We start from the raw sequence: 24,456 nt of genomic DNA on the forward strand, positions 1-24,456 counted from the left end.
GTAGCCAATTATTTCAGGATTTTTTACCCATGTCATAAAGCTGTCATATTCGCTTGCTAGACTGCGCAGCATTCAACCGGGACTTTGAGCCCTAACAACCCTGAGGACTTGATATGCAAATGAAGCAAATGTTCAAATTTATCGTCGTGGGTGCTTCGGCAGCGATGGCATTTTCTTCCGCTTCCGTCATGGCGGCAGATATGACAGGTGCTGGCGCAACCTTCCCGTACCCTATCTACGCCAAATGGGCTGAGACGTACAAAGCCAATACCGGCAACGGCCTGAACTACCAGTCCGTCGGTTCCGGCGCTGGCATCAAGCAAATCAAGGCCAAGACTGTTGAATTCGGCGCCTCGGACATGCCTTTGAAGGCAGAAGAGCTGGAAGAAGCGGGCCTGATGCAGTTCCCGGCCATCATGGGCGGCGTGGTCACCATCGTCAACCTGGACGGTGTAACCCCAGGCCAGCTGAAAATGACGGGTAAAGTCGTTGGCGACATCTACCTGGGCAAGATCACCAAGTGGAGCGCGCCGGAAATCGCCGCACTGAACACGGGCGTCAAGCTGCCGGACACGGAAATTACCGTGGTACACCGCGCCGACGGTTCGGGCACGTCCTTCCTGTTCACCGACTTCCTGTCGAAAACCAACCCGGAATTCAAATCGAAAATCGGTGCGGGCTCGGCTGTGAAATGGGCCGTGGGCGTGGGCGGCAAGGGTAACGAAGGCGTCGCCGCCAACGTGCAGCGTATCAAGGGTTCGATCGGCTACGTCGAGTGGGCTTACGCCAAGAAAAACAAGATGTCGCACACCCAGCTGCAAAACAAGGATGGCAACTACCTGCAACCTGACGACGAAAACTTCAAGGCAGCAGCCGCTTCGGCACCTTGGACGCAAACCCCAGGCTTCGGCGTGGTCCTGACCGACCAGGCTGGCAAGAACAGCTGGCCGATCACCGGCGTGTCGTTCATCCTGATGCACAAAGTCCAGGCTGATGCAGCCAAGGCCAAGGAAGTCCTGAAATTCTTCGACTGGGCCTACAAAAACGGCGGCCCAGCTGCCGTTGAACTGGACTACGTGCCAATGCCGGCATCGGTCGTGAAACTGGTGCAAGAGTCGTGGAAAGCCAACCTGAAAGACGCATCGGGCAAGTCGATCTACTGATCCGATAGTCTGCATGCCTGACTAAGTACCCATCCTTGCCCCCGCCAGCAGCACGGCGGCGGGGCAGGGAGTTAGCCAGGACCGCCCGCAAGCCCTTGCAGACGGTCCTGGCTAAAGAAGCAACAATAAAACAAGAGTTCAAAATAGCGACACCGGCAGTACCACCCACATCTGGCACAATATGAGCGCACAATCTACCTCCTCCACGATCCCCCTGCCAGGCGGCACCATGACCGATTCCATCAGTCACGCGCAAATGCTTTCCACCATGCGCAAGCAGCGCATCCAGGATTTTCTGTTCCACAAGGTGACGATGCTGTTCGCCCTGTCGGTGCTGATCGTCCTGGTCGGCATTATCATTTCGCTGATCATGGAATCGATACCGGCCTTCCAGACCTTCGGCCTGCATTTCATCGTGTCCGCGGAATGGGACCCCGTCAATGACCAGTACGGCGCCCTGATCCCCATCATCGGCACCCTGGTGACGTCCGTCATCGCCTTGCTGATCGCCTTCCCCGTCAGCTTCGGCATCGCCCTGTTCCTCACGGAAATTTGCCCGGCCTGGCTGCGCCGCCCGCTGGGCACGGCTGTCGAGCTGCTGGCCGGCGTGCCATCGATCATCTACGGCATCTGGGGCCTGTTCGTCTTCGCGCCCCTGTTCGCCGACCACGTCCAGCCTTTGCTGAAAGCCACCCTGGGCAACGTCCCCGTCATCGGCCAGCTGTTCAGCGGCCCCATGATGGGCATCGGCTTGCTGACGGCCGGCCTGGTGCTGGCCATCATGATCATCCCCTTCATCGCTTCCGTGATGCGCGACGTGTTCGAGATCGTGCCTGCCGTGCTGAAGGAATCCGCATACGGCCTGGGTTGCACGCGCTGGGAAGTGGTGCGCAAGATTGTCTTGCCTTACACCAAGACCGGCGTCGTCGGCGGCGTCATGCTGGGCCTGGGCCGCGCGCTGGGCGAGACCATGGCCGTGACCTTCGTCATCGGCAACGCGAACAAGCTGTCGTGGTCGCTGTTTGCCGCCGGTAACAGCATCACCTCGCTGCTGGCGAACGAATTCGGCGAAGCGCAATCGGCGCTGCACGTGTCCTCGCTGTTCTCGCTGGCATTGATCCTGTTTGTCATCACCTTTATCGTCTTATCCGCCGCCAAGCTGATGCTGGCTGGCATGTCCCGCAAGGAAGGCACGAAATGAGCCAAGTAAGCACTCTCGACGTTCCGGCCAAGCCGGCCATGAACCCCGTCTACCGCAAGCGCCTGCTGATGCACCGCGTCGGCATCGCCCTGTCGGTGGCCGCCATGGCCCTCGGTCTGGCCGTGCTCGTGTGGATCCTGTTCACCCTGGTGATCAAGGGTTTCGGCGCCTTGTCCGTCGACCTGTTCACGCAAACGACGCCGGCTCCCGGCAGCGAAGGCGGCGGTCTGATCAATGCCATCGTCGGCAGCGCCCTGATGGTGGGCCTGGCAACCGTCGTCAGCACCCCGATCGGCATCCTGGCCGGCATCTACCTGGCCGAATACGGCGAAGAAAACAAGCTGGCGCAAGTGACGCGCTTCGTCACGGACATCATGCTGTCGGCCCCATCGATCGTCATCGGCCTGTTCGTGTATGCGCTGTACGTGGCGCACGTGAAGCACTTCTCCGGTTACGCGGGCGCCATCGCCCTGTCGCTGATCGCCGTGCCGGTGGTGGTGCGCACGACGGACAATATGCTGCGTCTGGTGCCGAACAGCCTGCTGGAAGCCGCATTTGCCCTGGGCGCGCCGCGCTGGAAGGTCGCCACCCTGGTGCGCTTGCGCGCCGTCAAGGCGGGCGTCATCACCGGCGTACTGCTGGCATTGGCCCGCATCGCCGGCGAAACGGCGCCGCTGCTGTTCACGGCCCTGAATAACCAGTTCCAAAGCTTCAACATGAATGCGCCGATGGCCAACTTGCCGTCCGTCATCGCATCGTTTGCGATGAGCCCGTACGACAACTGGCGCTCGCTGGCCTGGGGCGGCGCACTGCTGATCACCTTCAGCGTGCTGGCCTTGAATATCCTGTCGCGCACCGTGTTCAGCCAAAAAGTCCCTAATTAAACAGATACCGAGCGAAGCGAACCCATATGAATACGCAAATGAATCCAGCACAAGACCTGGCACCAAAGAAAAAAACCATCGAAATTTCGGGCCTGAACTTTTTTTACGGCAAAACGCAAAGCTTGCATAACGTCAACCTGGACATCCACGAAAAGAAGGTTACCGCTTTCATCGGCCCGTCCGGTTGCGGTAAATCAACCCTGCTGCGCACCCTGAACCGCATGTACGACCTGTACCCGGGTCAGCGCGCGGAAGGCTCAATCCTGTACCGCGGCCGCAACGTGCTCGACGCCGACCAGGACGTCAACATGCTGCGCGCCAAGGTCGGCATGGTGTTCCAGAAGCCGACGCCGTTCCCCATGTCCGTGTACGACAACATCGCTTTCGGCGTGCGCCTGTATGAAGATCTGTCGAAGGGCGAGATGGACGAGCGCGTCGAGTGGGCCCTGAAAAAGGCCGCGCTGTGGGGCGAAGTCAAGGATAAGCTGAGCAAGAGCGGCCTGTCGCTGTCGGGCGGCCAGCAGCAGCGTTTGTGCATCGCGCGCGGCGTGGCCGTGAAGCCGGACGTCTTGCTGCTCGACGAGCCGACCTCGGCGCTGGACCCGATCTCGACGTCGAAAGTGGAAGAGCTGATCAGCGAATTGAAACAGGATTACACGATCGCTATCGTGACGCACAATATGCAGCAGGCGGCGCGCTGCTCCGACTACACGGCCTATATGTACCTGGGCGAGCTGGTGGAATTCGGCGAAACGGACCAGATCTTCATGAATCCGGCCCGCAAGGAAACGCAGGATTACATCACGGGCCGCTTCGGCTGATCCGCCCCGCGCATACACAACAACTGAATACGGAGAGACAGCATGATAGGCGAACATTCATCCAAGCAATACGACAACGAACTCGAAGCGATCCGCTCGAAAGTGCTCCTGATGGGCGGCATCGTTGAAACCCAGTTCCTCGACGCGATGACGTGCTTCCGCATCGGCAATCCGGAACGCGCCGACCGCGTGATGCGCGAAGACGACGTCGTCAACCAGCTGGAAGTGTCGCTGGACGACGCCTGCAGCCATCTGATCGTGCGCCGCCAGCCGGCCGCCAACGACTTGCGCACCATCATGGCCACCATCAAGGTGATTACCGACCTCGAACGCGTAGGCGACGAGGCGACGAAAATCGCCCGCGTGGCGAAGAATCTGCACAAGCGCGGCAACGGCGTCGTCAACCACTACGAGATGGTGCGCGGCATTGCCAACACGGCCACCGACATGCTGCACGACGCGCTGGACGCATTCGCGCGCAACGATGGCAAGCAGGCCTTACAATTAATTGCACAAGATGCCATCATCGACCACGAGTTTCGGTCTATCATGCGCAACTTGATAACCTTTATGATGGAAGACCCGCGCACGATTTCGGCGGCGCTCGATACCCTGTGGGTGGCCAAAGCCATCGAACGGATCGGCGACCATGCGAAAAACATCGCCGAATACGTGATTTACGTGGTTGAAGGCAAGGACATCCGCCACACCAAGGTGGCTGCTCCCGCCATTTCCGAGGAGCTCCCTGAGTAAGCTTTATGGCATCTGATAAAACCACGGTATTGATTGTTGAAGATGAGCCGGCCATCGTTGAACTGGTGACCTATTCGCTGCGCGAATCCGGCTGGAATTGCTGTTCTGTACAAAACGTCGCCGATGCCTGGGAATTCATCCAGCACCGCACGCCGCACCTGATCCTGCTGGACTGGATGCTGCCGGACCAGACGGGCTTGCGCCTGCTGTCGCGCATCCGCGCCGACCGCAATTTCGCCGCCATCCCCGTCATCATGCTCACCGCCAAGAGCATGGAAGAAGACAAGCTGGCCGGCTTGAACAGCGGGGCCGACGATTACGTCACCAAGCCGTTCTCGCCGCGCGAGCTGCTGGCGCGCGCCAAGGCCTTGCTGCGACGCAAGAGTCCGGAACACGCGCAGGCGCCCATGCGCGCCGGCAACGTGGCCCTGGACCCCGTCAGCTGCACCGTGATGATGGATGAACAGAAGATCGATATCGGCCACGCCGAATACAAGCTGCTGAAATTCCTGCTGGCCCATCCGGAACGCGTGTTTTCGCGCAGCCAGCTGCTCGACAAGGTGTGGGGCGACCATGTGGTGATCGAGGAACGCACGGTCGATGTCCACGTATTGCGCTTGCGCAAAGCCTTGAAAGAGGCGGAAAGCCTGATCAAGACGGTGCGCAGCGTCGGCTACATGTTGTCTGAAAAGTAAAGTTTGACTCTATGAATCCGAAATTGCTGTTCTGGGTACCGGCCGCCCTGCGCATGGTGCTGGCGCTGCTGGGCGTTGCCGTCGTCTGGTATTTGTTTGGCGCCACGTATGCGCTGGGCATCGCCTTCGTGCTGATGGCCATGATGGTGTTCGTGCAGCTGTCGTATCTGTTCCAGCTGAGTAACTGGCTGGACAATCCGCAAAGCGCCAAGCTGCCCGACGGCTGGGGCGCCTGGACCAGCATTTTCGCGCGCCTGTACCGCATGCGCCGCGACGACGAGAAAAACCAGGCCGAGCTGACGGAATGGCTGGCGCGTTTCCGCCAGGCCATGCACCTGCTGCCCGACGGCGTCGTCATCATGGATGACGTGCTGTTCCTCGAATGGTGCAATCCTGCCGCCGAGAAACATCTGGGTCTCACGCACGAGCGCGACAAGGGCATGCGCGTGACGAACCTGATCCGCAGCCCCGAGTTCATGGATTACATCATCCTGGGCCGCTATGACCAGCCGCTGACGATCACCTTCCGCAACCGCAAGCTGATCGTGCAGATCATTCCATTTGAAAACCGCCGCCAGATTCTCGTCACGCACGATGTGACGGAGACGGAACGCATCGAAATGATGCGCCGCGACTTTATCGCCAACGCCTCGCACGAGCTGCGCACGCCGCTCACCGTCATCGTGGGCTTCCTGGAAATCGCTTCCGCCGAGCTGGACCTGGACGCCGCCACGCGCGCCGCCCACCTCAAGCTGATGACGGAGCAGGGCCACCGCATGCAGCATCTGATCGAGGACATGCTGACCCTGTCGCGCCTGGAATCGGTCGACTATCCGCTGCGTCCCGAACCGGTGGATATCAAGAAACTCATGCAGCAAGTCTTGCGCGACGCCAAAGGTTTGTCGGCCGGCAAGCATGAAGTGACCATGGAATGCAACGGTCCCGACGTGCTGGGCAGCTACGACGAGCTGTATAGCGCGTTTGGCAACCTGGCTTCGAACGCCGTGCGCTACACGCCGGCCGGCGGCACCATCACCCTGCGCTGGCAGGATGGCCCGGCCGGTCCGCAATTCATCGCGCAAGATACGGGCATCGGCATCAGCCAGGAGCATATTTCGCGCCTGACGGAACGTTTCTACCGCGTCGACAAGAGCCGTTCGCGCGAAACCCAGGGCACGGGCCTGGGCCTGGCCATCGTCAAGCACGTGCTGCTGCGCCATGGCGGGACCCTGGCCATCCAGTCCGTGGCCGACAAGGGCAGCAGTTTTATTGTCAGCATGCCAAAATCGGTCGTCACGCCGCTGCAGGGCGAGCTGCTGGTCAAGTAGGCCGGGGGGAGGGGAGTATCCCCTCCCTGTTTCCTGCGCGACTAGTGCAAGGTTGGCATAAGTCGTTACAATCAGGCCATGACTTTAATCAACGCCTCTTTTCGCCACGCCGGCGCGCAGCAACTGGCCCAGTCGCTGCAGGCCGCGCGCCAGGATACGCTTTCCCTGTTCGACTGTTATGTTACTGCCGGCCTGGACGTGGTGGCCGGCATGCCGCGCCATTCGCGGCTTACGCCGCCCCTCTGGCAACTTGCGCAGATCGCCTGGTTTGCCGAGTGGTTCATCCTGCGCGAAGCCGCTACCAGCCACCCGGCCGACGCCATTTATAACTCCCTGCTGACGCGTGGCGACGACTTGTTCGACGCCAACATGGTGGAGCACCGCGCGCGCTGGAAGCTGGAACTGCCCAGTCCGGGCGCCGTGAAGACGTATTGCCGCGAAGTACTCGACCGGGTGCTGGACAAACTCTCGCGCGAAGCCAATGTCGACAGCGCCCTGGCGCCGTACCGGCTGGCCCTGGCGCATGAAGACTTGTGCGGCGAAGAAATGCTGGCAGGTTTGCAATGGCTGGGCCTGGAAGCACCGGAGTCCCTGTCGGCCAGCCCGGCCTTGCCGCCGGGCGCGGGCGAGATCGCGTTTCCTGGGGGCACCATCGAACTGGGCTCGCCGCGCGGGGCCGGTTTTGCCTTCGACAATGAATCGCCGCCCTACAGTTGCTACGTGGCGCCGTTTTCCATCGATGCCTGCGCCATATCCAACGCCCAGTATGCCGATTTTGTCGCGGACGGCGGCTACCAGAACCGCCAGTTCTGGAGCGCTGCCGGCAGCGCCTGGCTGATGCAGCAGGAGCGCTCGTCGCCCCTGTACTGGCTGCGCGAAGCGACACAGTGGCGCACCATGCGTTTCGGCCAGCGCACGACCTTGCCGCCGAACGAAGCCGTGCGCCACATCAACCTGTTTGAAGCGCAGGCGTACTGCGCCTGGGCGGGGCGCCGCCTGGCGACCGAGGCGGAATGGGAGTATGCTGCGCTGTCCGGCCATCCGCGCTTTCACTGGGGCCAGGTGTGGGAGTGGACGGCGACGCCGTTCGAACCGTATCCGGGCTTTGCGGTGGATGCCTGGCGCGAATATTCCGCGCCGTATTTCATGCAGCACCAGGTGCTGCGCGGCGCCGCCTTCGCCACGCCGCCGCGCCTGCATTCGGCCCGCATGCGCGCCTTCCACGCGCCCGAGCGGGGCGACATCTTTGCCGGCCTGCGCACCTGCGCCTGGTAAGCACGCAAAGAGTAGTAACCATTTCAGGAATACTTTTGAGTACAGATAACGCCCCGCAGTTCATTCCCAAACGCATCACGCCCACGCCGGAGCAGGTCGCCATCCAGACGGCGCAAAAGAAAGTGGTGCTGATCGACGCCAATGCCGGCGCGGCCAAGACGACCACCCTGGCCCTGCGCCTGGCCGAGGCGCTGCACCGGGGGCGCGCGCCCGAACGCATGCTGGCCCTCGTGTTCACCGAGGCGGCGCGCGTGGCCCTGCGCCAGCGCTTGCTGGAAGTGGGCGTGCCGCTGGGCGTCGTCAAGCGCCTGACCATCGACACCTTCGACGCCTTTGCCGCCAAGGTGCTGTTACAGCTGGAAAACATGCAGGTGGCAGCCATGCGCAGCGATGAAGAGTTGCGTCCGGTTGCCTGGGAAGCACTGGAAGTCGTGTCGGAAAAGTATGCTCACCGTTACCCGCTGGAAATCAATACGACCAACGGGGCGATTGCCGAGTTCTTGAAACTGCAATTGCGCACCAAGGCGCGCCTGGATTTCCAGAATCCCGACTTCGAGAGCAATTCCCTGGATGACAACCTGGAGCTGCTGGGCATGTCGCGCACGCATTATCTGTGGCTGCGCGAATACGAAGGCTTGCGCGGAGCCGACACGGGCGATATCCAGTTCCGCGCGCCGTTCGACGCCACCTACGACCTCGTGCGCATGCTCGACGGCGACGAGCCGCTGCGCCAGCAATTGCCAGCCTTCCAGATCATCGTCGCCGATGAATTGCACGATTTGAACGAAGCGTCGTTCCGGCTGCTGACCATGCTGATACGCCGCGGCAACGCGTTTTTCTGCGGCGCGGGCGACAAGGACCAGGTCATCTACACGTGGTCGGGCGCCGACCACCGCTTCCTGCGCCAGCGCTTCGAACAGGAGTTCCCCGCCTTGCAGCGCTTGCCGCTGACGGCCTCCTACCGCTACGGCCCGCAGCTGGCGCACGCCGTGGGCGTGCTGAAAAACAAGGCCAGCGTCTCGGCCCTGTCGCGCGCCACCCACATCGAAGTGTTGCAATACGAGCATGCGCAGCCGCAAGCGTGCAGCGCCCAGCTGATCGCCGCGCTGGAACACGCGCATGCGGGCACGACGGCCATCTTGCTGCGCGACCGCGACCAGGCGATCCGCGTGGAAACGGCGCTATTCCAGAGCGGCATCGCGTATGGCCTGGTGGACATGAACAGCTATCTGCTGAGCCTGGAAGTGCTGATGCTGCGCGGGATGGTCGCCATCGCCCGCAAGGACTTGCACGCGATCAAGAGCGGCCCGCGCCGCGGCGAAATCCTCGAAGCCCTCGTGGCCTTCGCGGAAATCCCGTTTACGCGCACGGAATTGCAGCAAGCCAAGGCCGACGTGGCCAACTATCCCGACTTGCTGGAAGGTTTCCTGACGAACCAGCTGGCCAAGTCGCAGAACCAGGACAAGGCGGCGCTGACCCTGGCCGCCGTCGACTACCTGCGCGCGCTGCCTCCCGACGCTCTGGCGGGCGATGCCTTGCAGCACATCTTTGACATGATGCAGCTGGAACAGACGGCGCGCCGCATCTATGTCGACCCGGCGCAGGCCAGAGTGGTGGCCCGTTCCCTGCACGGTTTCATTGCCGTGTGCCGTGAAGCGGGCGTGGCGCTGGGCGGCTTTGCCGGCTGGCTGGGCGAGATGGAAGACGCCGTGACGGTCTCGACCGGCAAGGCTAAACTCGTCATCGCCTGCATCGACCAGATCAAGGGCCTCGAATACAACCACGTGATTTTGCCTTACCTGGCCGTCGACGAGTTCCCGCGCAGCAAGACCGACCCGCTGGAAGAGGAAAACCGTTTCTATGTGGCCGCCACCCGCGCGCGCGACAGGCTCACCTTGCTGACGCCGCAAGACCCTGCTTACCAGAGCCGCTACATCGCCGCCTTGCAGCTCAAACAGAAGATTGTTGCGCCGAAGTCATAGATCTTTTGCCGTTCGGCTTCTTTTTGCGAAAGACGAAAGCGGGCATACTGGACTGGTGTGATTCACAGCAATCTAACCAGACAGGGAGCAAGATATGAAAGTATTTTTGACAGGCGCAGCAGGTTTCATCGGCAGTTCCATCGCGGCGGGCCTCGTGCGCGCCGGCCATCAGGTCACGGGCCTCGTGCGCAAACCGGAACAGGTGGCCGAACTGGCCAAGATCGGCGTGTTGGGCGTGCAGGGCGAGTTGAACGACCGCGCATTGCTCATCGAGCAGGCAAGGGCGGCCGACGCCGTCATCAACGCGGCCAGCAGCGACCACCGGGGCGCCGTCGAAGCGATTCTCGATGCGCTGGCCGGCAGCAACAAGCCTTTCCTCCACACCAGCGGTTCGTCCATCGTGGGCGACGCTTCGGGCGGCGAGGGCACGGAGCAGATCTATTATGAAGACAAGTTGCCGGCGCCCACGGCCGACAAGGCGGCCCGCGTCGCCATCGACGACCTGGTGCTGGCCAGCGCAGGCAAGGGCGTGCGCGCCAGCGTGCTGTGCAACACCCTGATCTACGGCCATGGCACCTTGCCGCGCGACAGCGTGCAGCTGCCCCGCCTGCTCAAGCAGGCGCGCAAGAGCGGCATCGTGCGCCACGTGGGACCGGGCCGCAACATCTGGTCCAACGTGCATATCGACGATGTCGTCAGCCTGTATTTGCTGGCCCTGGAAAAGTCGCCTGCCGGCACGTTTTACTTTGTCGAATCGGGCGAAGCGGCCTTCCGCGACATGACGGCCGCCATTGCCACGGCACTGGACCTGGGGCCCGCGCAGGACTGGCCGCTGCCCGAGGCGATAGCCGAATGGGGTTACGAGATGGCTTCCTACGGCCTCGGTTCCAACAGCCGCGTGCGCGGCGAGCGGGCGCGCAAGTTGCTGGGCTGGCAGCCGCAGGGACCGTCCGTGCTGGCATGGATCAAGAACGACATGCTGCACCCGCCGCACGCCATCGGCGTTTGATGCAGCTCAGCAAAACCTCATCAGTGTGCGCTAGCGAACGGTGCTTTGTGGCGATCGGGAGTATGATGGCTTTGCTTGGTTGAGACGCACTGCCGTGAAGTTGGCGGCATGTTCGATCTTCCAGCAGGTCAGCCGGTCGCCTCAAGGATCGGCACCAGATTCTTGCTGCCGGCGCGCTTGCGTCGTGCGGCTGTGCACTGCAACTCCAGGTCGCGGTGTGGACTGCGAACCCCTTCAAGGCCGGCTCTAGCCGGTCTTTTTTTTGCCCGTTGTTTCCATCGCTGCGCCATTCACCGCTGTCTTTCCGCCATTCGCCGAAGCGGTGTTTTCCCCCGTCCGAAATCCGCGTATCTTTACGATCAACCAACTTCAAGGGGTGACCGTGAAACCTGAACCAGCTTATTGCCGCCGTACCCAGCTGCTGTGGGGCGTGCTGCTGATCGCCACCGGCGCCATCATCCTGCTGGACCGGCTCGATATGATCTATCTCCACGATTACTATTCACTATGGCATTATTGGCCGGTGATACTGGTCGTTTTCGGCTTGAACAAGCTGCTCACGCCAGTGTCCGCCAAGCAGGTATTGAGTGGCCTGTGGCTGATCTTCTTCGCCGCCTGGTGGTATGTATCGTATGAAGAACTGTGGAACCTGAGTTTTTATAACAGCTGGCCCGCCTTGCTGATCGCCTGGGGCGTGGGCCTCGTGCTGGAGCCGCTGTTGAACAAACATTTTATTGCCTACCGGGAGTCCGAGCATGAAAAATAAACCGCCGCTGCACTCGCCATCGCAGATCGTGCTGGGCGTCATCGTCATCGGCCTGGGACTGTTGTTCCTGCTCGATAACCTCGGTTTCATCGATGTGCGCTACACCTTCCGTTTCTGGCCCACGGCGCTGATCGTGTTTGGCCTGCTGAAACTGTCGCAAAGCCGCAGCGCGAACGGTTATTTATTGGGTGGCATGCTGGTGCTGCTGGGCGTGGCCTGGACCCTCAAGCACATGGGCATCTTCTATATGAACTGGGACTTGCTGTGGCCCCTGCTGATCATCGGCCTGGGCGTGGCCGTGGTGTCGAAGTCCCTGCCCGGCGCGCAGCAGCGCCAGCGCCGCCGGCGCTTTGCCGCGCAACAAGATGGAAGCGCTGCGCCCGACTCGTTCGGCCAGGCCAGGAATGGCGCCGTGTCGCTGGACAAGGATGCCGCCGATGCCACTGCGGCGCCCGGCGCCGGCGGGCAGGCGGACGATGACAGCATCATCGAAGTGACGGCTATCCTTGGCGGCTATGTGCGGCGCGTGTCGTCGCAGCGCTTCAAGGGCGGCGATATCAATGTCATCATGGCCGGCTGCGAAATCGACTTGCGCCAGGCGTCGATCGAAGGCGAAGCCGTGCTCAACGTATTTGCCCTGTGCGGCGGCGTCACCATCAAGATTCCGCCCGACTGGAGCGTCGTGCTGCAGGGCACGCCCATCCTCGGCGGCTTCGAAGAAAAGACCATCGTGCCGCCGAACCAGAACAAGCGTCTGTATGTGACGGGCTACGCCATCATGGGCGGCCTGGAAATCCGCAACTAGGCGCGCATGTCGGGGCCCTTGTCGAAACGGCGCGGCGCCGTGGTGGTGTTTCTGGTCTGCATCGCGCTGGGCCTGGCCCTGGCCTTTATTCTGGCCAGGGTGGCGCACGCGCCCTGGCTCAATGCCGTCGTGCTGGTGGTGCCCGCCACGCTCGTGTATGCGATCGGCTCGGGGTTTTCCGCGTTTTACCTGTGCCGCGCCTACCCCTTGCACGTCCGCCATCCGCTCGCCATCGCTGGCGTGGTGGGCGTGGCGGCCCTGTTCGCGGGCTTGTTGTGGGCCACCCTGCTGCAATTTCTGAATAGCGTCAGCCTGTTGCTGGAGCTGCGCTGGCTGGGCGTGAACCTGACGCAATCGCTGCTGGCCCTGTTCTTCGGCCTGGGCGTGCTGCTGTATTGTCTTGCTGCTGCAGTGCATTATCTGTTGCTGGAATTCGTGCGCGCCAGAATGGCCGAGCAGCGGGGGCTGGAAGCGCAGCTGACGGCCCAGGAAGCGCAATTGCGCATGCTGCGCACGCAAATCGATCCGCATTTCCTGTTCAACAGCTTGAACTCCATCAGCGCCTTGACGTCTATCGATGTGGCGGGCGCGCGCCAGATGACGGTGCAACTGGCCAGTTTCTTTCGCCAGAGCCTGAGCCTGGAAGCGCACAAGCACATTACCGTGGAGCAGGAGCTGGTGCTGATCCGCCATTTTCTTGCCATCGAGCACGTGCGTTTTGGCGAACGCCTGCAAGTGGCGGAAAGCATCGACACTGCCGCGCTGGCGTGTTTGCTGCCGCCCATGCTGATACAGCCGCTGGTGGAAAATGCCGTCAAGCATGGTATCTGCGGCTTGACGGAGGGTGGCCTGATCGCCATCGAGGCCCGGCGCGCAGGCAGCCTGCTGCAGATCGCCGTGCGCAATCCCGTTGATGCAGATCAAGGGCCTGCCCGCGGCAATGGCGTGGGCCTGGAGAATGTGCGCCAGCGCCTGGCTGGCGCGTATGGCCACGAAGCCAGCGTGCACTGGGGGCGGCGCGACGGCCAGTTCGAAGTGATGATTTCCATGCCGGCGCAGACCGGCGACACGGAGGAAGCATGATGCAGGCAAGAATGCGGGTCGCCATCGTTGACGATGAGCTGCTGGCGCGCAGCGTGTTGCGCGAATACCTGGCGCGCCACGACGATATCGACATCGTGGCCGAGTGCGCCAACGGCTTCGAGGCCGTCAAGGCCATCGCGGAGCTGGAACCGGAACTGGTGTTTCTCGACATCCAGATGCCGCGCCTGGACGGTTTTGAAGTGGCGGAGCTGATCGGCGCAAAGACGCGTTTGATCTTTGTCACGGCCTATGACCAGTACGCCTTGAAGGCATTCGAATGCCATGCCCTGGATTATCTGCTCAAGCCGTTCAGCGAACAGCGCTTCGACCAGGCGCTGGCCCATGCGCGCGCCAGCCGCAGCACGCCCGAGACGGTGCTGACGGTGGCGCGCGAAGCGGCCACGCGCGCCGCGCCACTGGACCGCGTGCTGATACGCGACGGCGCCAAGGTCCACGTCATCGCCAGCGCCAGGATTGATTACATCGAGGCGCAGGATGACTACATCAGCATCCGCTCCGAGGGCAAGTCCTACCTGAAAAGCCAGACCTTGGCGGAGCTGGAAACACAGCTCGACCCCGCCAAGTTCCTGCGCGTGCACCGGTCATACCTGCTCAATATCGACGGCATCCGCCGCATCGAGGCGGCCACCAAGGACAGCCACGTGGCCATCCTGCGCGACGATACGAGGATACCCGTAAGCAAGGCGGGGTATCAGAAGCTGAGGTTACTGGTTGGCTAGCTGCACATCCCACCACGTGGGCAGCAGCTGGCGAATTTCCGGGCGGGAAAAACGGTCGTCGATCAGGTAGACGACGCCCTTGTCCGATTGCGTGCGGATGACCCTGCCTGCCGCCTGCACCACCTTTTGCATGCCCGGATACAGATACGTGTAGTCGTAGCCGGCGCCGAAGATGTCGCCCATGCGTTGTCGGATCTGTTCGTTGACGGGGTTGATCTGCGGCAAACCGAGGGTGGCGATGAAGGCGCCGATCAGGCGCGCGCCGGGCAAGTCGATGCCTTCGCCGAACGCGCCGCCGAGCACGGCAAAGCCGATGCCGCGCGTGTCCAGGCCGAAACGGCCCAAAAATTGCGCGCGGGCAGCGTCGTCCATGCGGCGCGGCTGTTGCCAGAGTGGCACTTCCGGGTAATGCTGGGCGAACAAGTGGGCCGTCTTTTCCATGTAGTCGAAGCTGCTGAAGAAGGCCAGGTAATTGCCCGGCGTTTCCGCGTATTGCTTCGCCATCAGCTGGGCGATGGGCAGCAGCGAGGCGGCGCGGTGCTGGTAGCGCGTGGAAATGCTGTCGGCCACGCGCACGGACAATTGCTCCGCCTGGAACGGCGATTCCACGTCGACCCAGGCCGTGTCGGCCGGCATGCCCAGAGTGTCGCTGTAGTAATTCCACGGACTCAGGGTGGCGGAAAACAGGGCCGTGCTGTGGCTGGCCGCGAAGCGTTCCTTGAGAAACGGCGCCGGGACGATGTTGCGGAGGCAGACGGTGGAACCGGTATCCGTTTTGCTGACGTCGAACAGCGAATGCTCGCCAAAGCTTTCCGCCAGGCGGTTGATCAGCAGCACGTCAAAGTAAAAGCGCTGCAAGTCCTCGTCCAGCGCGGCGGCATGCTCGGCCAGGTAGTCGCCGATGGCCGTGGCCACCCCTTGCAGGGCGCCAAAGAATTTGTCCGGCAACGCCGCATGCACGTGGTAATCGCCATCCTGTTCTTTCAACAAGGCCGTCCACTGGCGCGAGAGGCGGTCCAGCGGCTTTTTCAAGCCCTCCGGCGCGAACTTGCGCAGCATTTTCAGGTCGATCTGTGCCAGCTCGGCCGAATACATGCTGCGCGCGCGCGACACCATATTGTGCGCTTCGTCGACCAGCACATTGACTTTCCAGTCGTGGGCCAGGGTCATGCTGTACAGCATCGCGCTGAGGTCGAAGTAATAATTGTAGTCGCCGATGACGACGTCGCTCCAGCGGGCCAATTCCATGCCCAGGTAATACGGGCAAATACCTTGCTGCAAGGCGATGGCGCGCACGGCTTCCTTGTCCAGGATCAAACCGCTGGCCAGCGCCACCTCGCGCGCCAGCGGCAAGCGGTCGTAAAAACCCTTGGCCAGCGGACACGACTGGCCATGGCAGGCTTTGTCAGGATGTTCGCAGGCGCTGCTCTTTGCGCTCAGTTCCAGCACGCGCAGCGGCAACAGGGGCGCGCTATCCTTGAGGATGGCGCAGGCGTCGAGCGCCATCTGGCGTCCCGGCACCTTGGCGGCGAGGAAAAACAGTTTATCCAGGCCATGCGCGGCCGTCGCCTTGAGCATGGGAAACAGGCTGCCTACCGTCTTGCCGATGCCGGTCGGCGCCTGCGCCAGCAAGCCGCAGCCGCGGCTGCTGGCCTTGTACATGGCTTCGGCCAGCTGGCGCTGCCCCGGGCGGAAGTCGGCATGGGGAAACGCCATGCTGGTCAGCTGTGCATCGCGGCTGGCGCGGTGCGCCAGTTCCTGCTCGGCCCAGTCGAGGAACAGCGCGCAATGCTGTTCGAAGAAAAGGCGCAACGCCTCGGCCGTGCATTCCTCGTGCATGACCGTTTCCTTCTGGCTTGCGATATCGAAATACACGAGCGCCACGCGCAGCATGGGCAGGTTCAGCTGCTGGCACAGCAAATGGCCATAGATGCGTGCCTGCGCCCAGTGCAACTGGCGGTGGTTGGCGGGCATCGTGTCCAGCTCGCCCCGGTAAGTCTTGATTTCTTCCAGCTGGCGCCGCGCCGGGTCGTAGCCGTCGGCGCGGCCCCGCACGTGCAGGGGGCCGAAGTCGCCGGACAGGCTGATTTCGCGCTGGTAATCGTCGTCGCGCCGGCCAGTGACGGTGGCGTGGCCGGCCATGCCTTCCTGCGCCGTGGGGGACGGGGTGAAGCGCAAGTCCAGGTCGCCTGCCTTGGCCGTGAATTCGCACAGGGCGCGCACGGCGATCGTGTACCGCTTGACGCTCATGCGGCCGCCTCCCACTGCAGGTAGCACACGCTGACGGGCATGGCGTGCTCGGCGCAATACGCGATCCAGCGCAGCTGGTTGTCTTGCAGGCGGTCGCCCGGACCCTTGACTTCGATCATGCGGTAGCGCTGTTCGGCCGGCCAGAACTGGATTAAATCGGGAAAGCCGCTGCGGTTGCTTTTGATGTCGAGCAAGATGCGCTCGAATGCCTTTTTCAGGTGGATGGCCGGGATGCAGGCCAGCGCCAGGTCCAGCAAGCCGTCGTCCAGCACGTCCCAGCTGACGAAGGGCGAAACGATACCGTGCTTGGCGGCAAGCGTGGCGCGGATGACGGCGTGGTAGCTGCCGTCGTCCAGTTGCGCCAGGCAAGCGGCAAAGTCCAGGCTGCGGCGCTGGTAAAAGTCGGCGCTGTGCAAGTCGGCCGGACCACGGTGAAACGGGTGGAAGAAGGCGCCCGGCATGGCCTTGAAGATGGCGGGCCAGCACAGCAGGCCGAACAGCGAGTTGATCAGGGTGTTTTCCACGTAGTACACGGGCGCGTCATCCCGCATCAGGTGTTGCTGCACCACGCCTTCCACGTAGCACGCCTGTTCCGGGCAGGGCAGCAGCAGGTCGATGCGCTCCACGCTTGCCGCCGCGCTGGCCGCCTGCTTCGCATGGCCCAGCTTGCGCCGCAAACGGGGCGCCATGCGCAAAAGTAATTGTTGTTCCGCTTCGCTTTCCGGCGCGGCCAGGGCGATCAGTAGGCGCTCATAGGCCGCTTGCGGCTGCTCATCCTTTTCCAGCACGCGGATGGCGCGGCCACGCGCGCCCGGATAGCGGCAATCGGCGTAGGCGCGGTAGGCGGCCGGCCAGTCCTGGCATTTTTCCAGGTGCTGGGCGATCTGGAAGCGCAGCTTGTCGCGCCGGCTGGCCAGCCAGGTATTGTCCTGCGACAAGGGCAGCGCCGCCAGTTCCTGCAGCACTTCGTCGGCCGGCGCACTGTCGTTGTAGCGTTCGCGGCACTGGTGCAGCACTTCATAGTGCTCGATATCCTGGCGCGTGCGAAAACCGCGCGAAGCGGGCGAGAATTCCACTTTTTCATACTGGTACACGCCCAGGTCGGACAGCACGAATTCCGACCAGTCCTGGTGATAGTTGCCAAAGTAAATCAGGCGCAAACGGTCGCACAGGGCTTGCAGGCCGATGCGGTACAGCACGTCGCCGCAGGCGGGATGCCAGGCGGAAAACGGCTTCTCATTCACATGCTGTTCGCGCAAGGTGTCCAATTGTTCCGCCTTGCGCGCCGCCTTCAGGGGCGCGGCGAGGTCGAAGGCCTGGGCGATTTCCGCTTTCAGCAGCAGGTCGAACAGCTCATCGAGCGAAATGGCGGGATCGGCCACTACCCAGCCGGTGGCCAGCAGGGGCAGGGCGGCTGCGCGCGTGTCGCCGATTTCCGGATAATTGAGCTTGCTTGCGCGAAACAAGCAACCCTTGCGCATGACGAGGCGCACGAACAGGGCGCGCGACGGCAGCGGCAGTGCGCCGAAGTCGGCGATGAACTGCGTTTCCTCAATACTCAGCAGATCGGCGTAACGCGCGCTGATCCAGTTCAGCACATCCTGGAAATTATCCAGATAGTACAGGGGATTTTCCAGGACTCTCAACATGGGGGCAATAGGGCAAGGTGATCGGTTTTACTGTGTTTATATACAGTTTAAACCTTCAGCCGCTGCTTGCACAGCGATTTTATGTTCAGCCAGCCGTGCTGTAGGCAAAACAGCTGTCGAACTTTTCGTAGGGAATCAGTTCCGCGCGCAGGCCAGCCAGTTCGATATCGCTCAGCAAGCCCCGGTGCGCTTCCTTGCGTCCCTTCGGCAGCAGCACGTCGTAATCGATGATGTCCCTGGCCAGCAAGGCTTGCAGCACCTCGGCCTGGCGCGCCGTCAGGTAGCGCGCATGCGTGCCCAGGGTGTTTGCCAGTTGTTCCTTGAATTCCCCATCGCTGACGTCGTTGTATGTATCCTGGTCGGCCATGCTGTTCAACAACATGTGAAACAGGAAATCCTGCAGATTCTTTGCCAGATATTGGGCTTCATCCTGGTCATGCCACAGCAGCACGACGGGCATGTCGCCATCGTGCTGGCCAGACGCGAAGAAGCAGTAGTGGTCGCCCGTGCCCGTTTGCGCGAACGGGATGAAGCGGAAGGCGGGATCGATCTGCCGGTAATCGTCGGGATCGGCCAGTTCTTCCATGGCTGCCGCTGCGGCTTTGACGCTCAGCAACTCGAAATCGTCCGCATGCAGCAGCAGGGTGGGCCGCTCGGTCAAGGTGGGATAGACCAGCTTGTACCAGTCGGGGCCGTATTCGCCCACGGCCAGCATGCCGTCGCGGTCCAGCTGCCGGTACAGCGCAGGATAAGTGAAGCCGTGTTGCTGTTCAATTTCTGCCAGTGTCATGTTTTCCCTGTTCAACGTGAGTCATGCGGCAATGATAGCCGAGGCGATGGCGCGCACGGCTGGTCCCACGGCGACAATGATGCGCATAATTAATAAACATTTTTGTTTACTTATGTGGCGTGCTCACGTAGTCTGGCCAGACCATCTCCATCGAGCCCGCATGAAAAACATCATCCTGATTTCCGCCGCCTGTTTGCTGGCGTTGCTGTCGACCATCGGCGCCTCCCTGCCGTACCCGATCCTGCCGCCCCTGTTCGCGGCCGAGGCGCCGAATGCTTTCAACAATTTCCTCGGCTTGCCATCGAAACTGCTGTTCGGCCTGGCGCTGACCATCAACCCGCTGGGCTTGCTGATCGGCTCGGCCTTGCTGGGGCCGCTGTCGGATCGCTATGGCCGCCGTCCCTTGCTGATGCGCACGGCCGTGGGCGCCGCCATCGGCCACGCCTTCACGGCCTGGGCGCTGGTGATCCAGTCCTACCCCCTGTTCATCGTCGCCCGTTTCATCACCGGTTTGCTGGAGGGTAACGGCGCCGTGGCCCGCGCCATGCTGGCCGACCAGCTGACGGGGCCGCTGCGCCTGCGCGCCATGTCCTGGCTGAATGGCGCGTTTTACCTGGGCTGGCTGGTGGGACCCATCTTGGCGGGCGCCACCCTGCATTGGGGCGTGACGGTGCCGTTCTGGATCGCCGCCGCCGCCCTGATGCTGGTCGCCGTGCTGGTGGCCGCGGGCTTGCCGCGCGAAACGCCCTCGTTATTGACGACGTCGTGGTGGCAAGTGGCGCGCGACCGCCATTCGCTCAATTTGCTGCGCCATGACGAGCTGCGCACCCTGTTCATCGTGCAACTGGCGCTGACGTGCGGCGTGGCCAGCTTTTACGAGTTCTATCCGCTGTGGCTGGTCGAGACGGCCAATTACCATGCGCAAGAGATTGCCTGGGTGAATGTCGGCCTGTGCGGCACGATGACCATCACCTCGCTGCTGGCGGGCGGTCCCAGCCGCCATGCGCCGTTGCTGCGCGCCAGCTGGTATGCGTGCGGCGTGGCGTTGGCCGTGGGAATCTTGGCGCTTGGCAATATCTGGGTGGGCATCGCCGCCATCGTGCTGTTCGGCATTCCGAATGCGCTGTACAACACGGTGATCCAGGGCTGGTGCGCCGAGCGCTTCAGCGCGCACGGGCAGGGCGCCGTGATGGGCTTGCTGGCCACCACCTTTTGTATCGCCAACATCGTCGTCGCCCTCAGTGGCTCCGTGCTGACCCTGATCGACACGCGGCTGATCCTCGTCGCGGGCGCCTGTTCTGCCGCCTGGGCCGCGTGGCGCATGGCCGCCTGGCGCCGCCAGCTGGCCGGCGCCGTCGATGCCGAGGCCGTGGCATGAATACGTCCGAGCAGACGCTGTTCTTGCTGAAGATGCGCGGGCCGCAGACGGCGCAGCAACTGGCGGCCTTGCTCGATATCACCTCCATGGGCGCGCGGCGCCAGCTGGAAGCGGCGCAGGACAAGGGCCTGGTGGCTTGCGGGGACGTGGCCGACAAGGTGGGGCGCCCGTCGCGGCGCTGGCAGCTGACGCCAGCGGGCCACGCGCGCTTTCCCGACCGCCATGCCGACCTGACCCTGGAATTGATCGCGCAAGTGAAAACCCTGTTCGGCGACGAGGGGCTGGATAGACTGATCGGCGCGCGCGAGCGCAGCAGCGAAGCCGCCTACGGCAAGCTGGTCGACCCTGGGCTTGATCTGGCGCAACGGGTGGATAGCCTGGCGCGGGCGCGCGATGGCGAAGGTTATATGGCCCATGCGGAACCGCAGGACGATGGCAGTGTCTTGCTGGTGGAAAACCATTGCCCGATCTGTGCGGCCGCCAGGGCGTGCCAGAATTTCTGCCGCGCCGAGCTGGCCATCTTTCAGCGGGTATTGGGGGACGATTGCACGGTGGAACGCAGCGAATATCTGCTGGAGGGGGGGAGGCGCTGCGTGTACAGAATCATACCTATCGGGACCTGAAGAATCAGGCCCCGATAGCTGCAAACTGACTTCTTGTCAAATTACTTCTTGGCAGCCTTCGGCTTGGCGGCAGGTGCCGCTTTTTCAGCCGCGGCGGTGGCGCCGCCCGTCGCTTTTTCCGTGGCTTGCGCCACTTGCGCGCTGGCCTTGGCGATCTGCTCTTCTACCGTTTTCACGGCCTGTTTCGTGGCCTTGGTCACTTGTTCGTAGCCGAGGAAGGCGTTGTCGATGGCGGCCTTGACGATGGCGACGGCGTTTTCCGAGCCTGGCGGCACGTTTTTCGTCACGTCGTAGATCAGGGCGCTCAGATTGCTTTTCGCTTCGGCCACATGGGCTTCGGCGGCCGTCGTGAATTCCGTGTGGATTTCCTTGATGATGTCGTCGAGTTGCTGTTTATACGCTTTCGCGCCGGCCACGCCCGGTTGCAGCTGGGCAGCGGCGGCGGCCATGGCGGCCTTCGGATCCTTGGCCTGACTGATTTCCTTGCTGGCGGCCAGGCCATCCTCGATGCCGGACTTGGCGGTGGCCATGTTCAGCGCCAAGACCTGTTCCACGCCTTGCACGGCCTTGGAGGTGAGGGTGTTGAAGGTCATCAGCTGGAATTCAAACAGGGCCTTGGTGGCCGTTGCGAATTGTTCGGGATTCGTAAACATGTGGTCTCCTCGGTTTGAATAGATACGTTCTTATCGTTCCATACTCTTTCGACGCCGCATTGCCATCGCTTGCTCTCAAGCCGGTGCCCCGTGTGGTCATGGCCCCATTATTTAACAAGCGCCGGTTTTTCGCAACGGCTATCTTTGTACGGTCCCGAGGCCAGTTCCCAGCCAAATCCCAGGGTCGATTGGGCGCACGACAGGGTGCCGTCGATCTTGCTGCGCCATTTGTACCAAGGGGCAGGTCCGGCCATTGCGCCAGCGCAAACTGCCAGCAGGGCAGTGGCGATAAGGTATTTCATGGGTGCTCCGAAAGAAATGCTTGCTGGCATTGTAGCGCGCTTGCCCGTCAGGGGGCGGGCGCTTGCGGCGCGGCGGCGGGCAGCTGCAAGGTGAAGGTGGTGCCGCTGCCGTCGCCGGTGCTGCTGGCAACATGGATATGGCCGCCCAGCACGCCCGTGACGATGTTGTGCGCCACATGCAGGCCCAGGCCCGACCCGCCGGAACCGAGCTTGGTCGTGAAGAAGGGGTCGTAGACATGCACGAGGTCATCGGCGGCGATGCCGACGCCCGTGTCGGCGATGGACAGGGTGATCGTCTGCCCGTCGTCGCTGCCGCGCGCGGCGATGGCGATGGTGCCGCCGCTGCGGCCCTCGAAGGCATGGCGCAGGCAGTTTTCCAGCAGGTTGCTCAGGACCTGGCCCAGCGGACCCGGATAGCTGTCCATGGCCAAGCCTTCGGGCACGTCCTGCGTCAGGCTCAGGCCGGCGGCCTTGAGCGGCGTCGACATGGGCAGCATCAGTTCGGCGATGAACTGGCGCAGCAGGAAGTGGCGGCGCTGCGAGCTGGCGCGGTCGACGGCGATCTGCTTGAAGCTCGACACCAGGTCGGCGGCGCGCTGCAGGTTGCGCAGCATGATGGCGTCCGCCTCGCTGGCCTGGGTCAGGTAGGCACCCAGTTCGGAGCGGCGCAAGCCGTCGAGGAAGCTGGCCTGGATTTCGCGCGTGCGCTCGGCCATGGTGGTGGCCACCACCAGGCCGTTGCCGATCGGCGTATTGAGTTCGTGCGCGATGCCTGCCACCAGCGCGCCCAGCGCGGCCAGCTTGTCGCGGCGCACCAGTTCTTCTTGCGTGATGGACAGGTTTTCCAGCGCGGCGGCCAATTCGAGGTTCATCTGCTCCGAGTGTTCCTTGGCCTGCGTCAGCGCTGCCGTGCGTTCGGCCACCAGCTCTTCCAGGTGGGCGCGGTGGCGCTGCAGCTCGCGTTCGTGGCGCATGCGGCCAATCGCGATGCCGGCCAGGTCGGTGGCCGTGTCGATCAGCTCCAGGTCGCGCGCGTCGGGCTGGCGCACTTCGCGGTAGTACATGGCGAAGGAGCCGAGCACGGTGCCATCCTGGCCGAAGATGGGGCGCGACCAGCAGGCGCGCAAGCCGAATGGCGCCGCCAGTTCGCGGTAGGGTGCCCACAGCGGATCGCGCATGATGTCGGTGACGACCACCGGTTCGCGCAGGAACATGGCCGTGCCGCAGGAACCCACGCCGGGGCCGATGGCCACGCCTTCGAGCAGGGCCATGTACTCGGCCGGCAGGCTGGGGCCGGCCGCGCTATGCATGTGGATGCCGTCGTCGTCGAGCAGCATGATGGAGCAGAGCACGCCGCGCGACTGGCCTTCGATCAGCAGCAGCAAGTGGTTCAGGGTGGGGATCAGCGGCGCGCCCTTGGCGACCATTTCCAGCAGGGCGCTCTGGCCCGAGCGCATCGCTTCGGCGAGGTTGCGTTCGGTCAAGTCGATGATGCGCGCATGCACCAGCTGGCGGCCGGGCACGGACAGGCGCATCAGGCGGATTTCGCAGGCGATCGGGTGGCTGTTGCGGTGGCAGCAGCTGGCGCGGAAGACGACGATCTTGCCTTGCAAGGTATCGCGGATCTTTTCTTCCAGCAGTTGCGGCGAGGCGCGGCCATCGCCCTGATGCCTGGGGAACAGCGGCTCCATGCCGCCTTGCAACAGCTCGGCCAGCGGCATGCCGAACAATTCTTCGGCCAGGTGGTTGGCGTCGATCAGCAGGCGGTTGTCGATATCGAACAGCAGCACGGCGTCGGGCGAACCGGCCAGGATGGAGTGGTAATTGACTTCCAGCGTTTGCGGATGCAGGGGGCGCGGCGGCGTGGCAGCGCGCGGCGCGGGCGCCTCGGCCTTGTGCAGCGCCAGTTCCATGAGGATTTTTTCCGCCACGTCGCGCGCATTGAAGGGCATCTTGATGTAGTCGGAAGCGCCGGCGCCCACGCTGCGGCCTTGCTCTTCGGCGCTGGGGGTGGCCGACATCAGCAGCAGGGGCACGCCGTGGCGTCCGCCAGCATTGCGCAGGCGCATGCAGGTGGCGCCGATATTCGTGCCCGCCAGGGCCGCGTCGAGCAGGATCAGGTCCGTGCCGCCGGCCGCCAGTTCCACGCCTTCGTCGATATCGCCCGCCAGCCCCGTACCCAGGTTATGCCGGTCCAGCACATACAGCAGTTCGCGCACATCGTTCGGCGAATTGCTGACCAACAGCACATTGGCCCGGTCAGTGATGGAAGAAATCAACTGGTTCATGGTGTCGCGCCCTTACGC

The 24,456-nt window shown here is 62.8% G+C and carries 22 protein-coding genes; 16 read left to right on the top strand and 6 right to left on the bottom strand.

Annotation, left to right across the window (positions count from 1 at the left end; all coding sequences use genetic code 11):
• Positions 1–113 precede the first annotated feature (113 nt).
• The 14 genes from pstS to O3301_RS18090 all read left to right on the top strand — a co-directional run bounded on the left by pstS (position 114) and on the right by O3301_RS18090 (position 14,505).
• Positions 114–1,163: a phosphate ABC transporter substrate-binding protein PstS gene (gene pstS / locus O3301_RS18025; RefSeq protein WP_099664710.1), complete on the top strand. Its 1,050-nt coding sequence runs from the start codon at positions 114–116 to the stop codon at positions 1,161–1,163.
• Between the two features lie 229 nt (positions 1,164–1,392).
• Positions 1,393–2,364: a phosphate ABC transporter permease subunit PstC gene (gene pstC, locus O3301_RS18030; RefSeq protein WP_099664709.1), complete on the top strand. Its 972-nt coding sequence runs from the start codon at positions 1,393–1,395 to the stop codon at positions 2,362–2,364.
• Positions 2,361–3,248, top strand: a complete 888-nt coding sequence (gene pstA / locus O3301_RS18035) for a phosphate ABC transporter permease PstA (RefSeq protein WP_077402151.1) — start codon at positions 2,361–2,363, stop codon at positions 3,246–3,248. The genes pstC and pstA overlap by 4 nt, the downstream gene beginning before the upstream one ends.
• A 38-nt stretch (positions 3,249–3,286) precedes the next feature.
• The gene (pstB, locus tag O3301_RS18040) at positions 3,287–4,069 is read left to right on the top strand and encodes a phosphate ABC transporter ATP-binding protein PstB (protein ID WP_010396817.1); all 783 of its coding nucleotides are present in this window, start codon (positions 3,287–3,289) and stop codon (positions 4,067–4,069) included.
• 42 nt (positions 4,070–4,111) lie between these two features.
• Complete coding sequence (phoU, locus tag O3301_RS18045; RefSeq protein ID WP_034778131.1) at positions 4,112–4,822, top strand: phosphate signaling complex protein PhoU; 711 nt, start codon at positions 4,112–4,114, stop codon at positions 4,820–4,822.
• Positions 4,823–4,827: 5 nt separating this feature from the next.
• Complete coding sequence (locus O3301_RS18050; RefSeq protein ID WP_034755074.1) at positions 4,828–5,517, top strand: response regulator; 690 nt, start codon at positions 4,828–4,830, stop codon at positions 5,515–5,517.
• A gap of 11 nt (positions 5,518–5,528) precedes the next feature.
• Entirely contained in the window at positions 5,529–6,845 is a 1,317-nt protein-coding gene (gene phoR, locus O3301_RS18055) for a phosphate regulon sensor histidine kinase PhoR (RefSeq protein ID WP_034778134.1), read from the top strand.
• A gap of 78 nt (positions 6,846–6,923) precedes the next feature.
• Positions 6,924–8,120, top strand: coding sequence for a selenoneine synthase SenA (gene senA / locus O3301_RS18060; RefSeq protein ID WP_305057059.1), 1,197 nt, complete (start codon positions 6,924–6,926; stop codon positions 8,118–8,120).
• 35 nt (positions 8,121–8,155) lie between these two features.
• A complete protein-coding gene (locus tag O3301_RS18065; RefSeq protein WP_305057060.1) occupies positions 8,156–10,102 on the top strand; it encodes a UvrD-helicase domain-containing protein in 1,947 nt (648 codons plus the stop codon).
• A 94-nt stretch (positions 10,103–10,196) separates the two neighbouring features.
• The gene (locus tag O3301_RS18070) at positions 10,197–11,111 is read left to right on the top strand and encodes an NAD-dependent epimerase/dehydratase family protein (protein WP_289916029.1); all 915 of its coding nucleotides are present in this window, start codon (positions 10,197–10,199) and stop codon (positions 11,109–11,111) included.
• Between the two features lie 382 nt (positions 11,112–11,493).
• A complete protein-coding gene (locus tag O3301_RS18075) occupies positions 11,494–11,877 on the top strand; it encodes a LiaI-LiaF-like domain-containing protein (protein ID WP_099668154.1) in 384 nt (127 codons plus the stop codon).
• A complete protein-coding gene (locus O3301_RS18080; protein ID WP_251351797.1) occupies positions 11,867–12,682 on the top strand; it encodes a LiaI-LiaF-like domain-containing protein in 816 nt (271 codons plus the stop codon). Before O3301_RS18075 ends, O3301_RS18080 begins: the two co-directional genes overlap by 11 nt.
• Positions 12,683–12,688: 6 nt before the next feature.
• Positions 12,689–13,765, top strand: coding sequence for a sensor histidine kinase (locus tag O3301_RS18085; RefSeq protein WP_099664705.1), 1,077 nt, complete (start codon positions 12,689–12,691; stop codon positions 13,763–13,765).
• Between the two features lie 11 nt (positions 13,766–13,776).
• Positions 13,777–14,505 (top strand): LytTR family DNA-binding domain-containing protein, encoded by a 729-nt coding sequence (locus O3301_RS18090; RefSeq protein WP_305057243.1) that lies wholly within the window; start codon positions 13,777–13,779, stop codon positions 14,503–14,505.
• Here the strand turns inward: O3301_RS18090 and O3301_RS18095 are convergent.
• The 3 genes from O3301_RS18095 to O3301_RS18105 all read right to left on the bottom strand — a co-directional run bounded on the left by O3301_RS18095 (position 14,491) and on the right by O3301_RS18105 (position 19,194).
• The gene (locus O3301_RS18095; RefSeq protein ID WP_305057061.1) at positions 14,491–16,755 is read right to left on the bottom strand and encodes an ATP-dependent DNA helicase; all 2,265 of its coding nucleotides are present in this window, start codon (positions 16,753–16,755) and stop codon (positions 14,491–14,493) included. The genes O3301_RS18090 and O3301_RS18095 overlap by 15 nt on opposite strands.
• The gene (locus tag O3301_RS18100) at positions 16,752–18,404 is read right to left on the bottom strand and encodes a VRR-NUC domain-containing protein (RefSeq protein WP_305057062.1); all 1,653 of its coding nucleotides are present in this window, start codon (positions 18,402–18,404) and stop codon (positions 16,752–16,754) included. The genes O3301_RS18095 and O3301_RS18100 overlap by 4 nt, the downstream gene beginning before the upstream one ends.
• Before the next feature lie 85 nt (positions 18,405–18,489).
• Positions 18,490–19,194, bottom strand: a complete 705-nt coding sequence (locus tag O3301_RS18105; RefSeq protein ID WP_305057063.1) for an SMI1/KNR4 family protein — start codon at positions 19,192–19,194, stop codon at positions 18,490–18,492.
• 160 nt (positions 19,195–19,354) lie between these two features.
• On the opposite strand from O3301_RS18105, the gene O3301_RS18110 reads away from it, so the two are divergent.
• A complete protein-coding gene (locus O3301_RS18110) occupies positions 19,355–20,572 on the top strand; it encodes an MFS transporter (RefSeq protein WP_289899103.1) in 1,218 nt (405 codons plus the stop codon).
• Positions 20,569–21,195 carry a metalloregulator ArsR/SmtB family transcription factor gene (locus tag O3301_RS18115; protein WP_305057064.1) on the top strand — a complete coding sequence of 209 codons (627 nt, stop codon included), beginning with the start codon at positions 20,569–20,571 and terminating at the stop codon, positions 21,193–21,195. Before O3301_RS18110 ends, O3301_RS18115 begins: the two co-directional genes overlap by 4 nt.
• A gap of 41 nt (positions 21,196–21,236) precedes the next feature.
• On the opposite strand, the gene phaP is transcribed toward O3301_RS18115, so the two are convergent.
• From phaP to O3301_RS18130, 3 genes are all read right to left on the bottom strand, one after another.
• On the bottom strand, positions 21,237–21,848 hold the full coding sequence (gene phaP, locus O3301_RS18120; protein ID WP_077402186.1) for a TIGR01841 family phasin: 612 nt from the start codon (positions 21,846–21,848) through the stop codon (positions 21,237–21,239).
• A gap of 107 nt (positions 21,849–21,955) precedes the next feature.
• The gene (locus tag O3301_RS18125; protein ID WP_099664698.1) at positions 21,956–22,150 is read right to left on the bottom strand and encodes a hypothetical protein; all 195 of its coding nucleotides are present in this window, start codon (positions 22,148–22,150) and stop codon (positions 21,956–21,958) included.
• A 47-nt stretch (positions 22,151–22,197) separates the two neighbouring features.
• A complete protein-coding gene (locus tag O3301_RS18130; RefSeq protein ID WP_305057065.1) occupies positions 22,198–24,438 on the bottom strand; it encodes an ATP-binding protein in 2,241 nt (746 codons plus the stop codon).
• Positions 24,439–24,456 lie beyond the last annotated feature (18 nt).

This window comes from Janthinobacterium sp. SUN211, assembly GCF_030587315.1.
GTDB classification, from domain to species: Bacteria; Pseudomonadota; Gammaproteobacteria; order Burkholderiales; family Burkholderiaceae_D; genus Janthinobacterium; species Janthinobacterium kumbetense.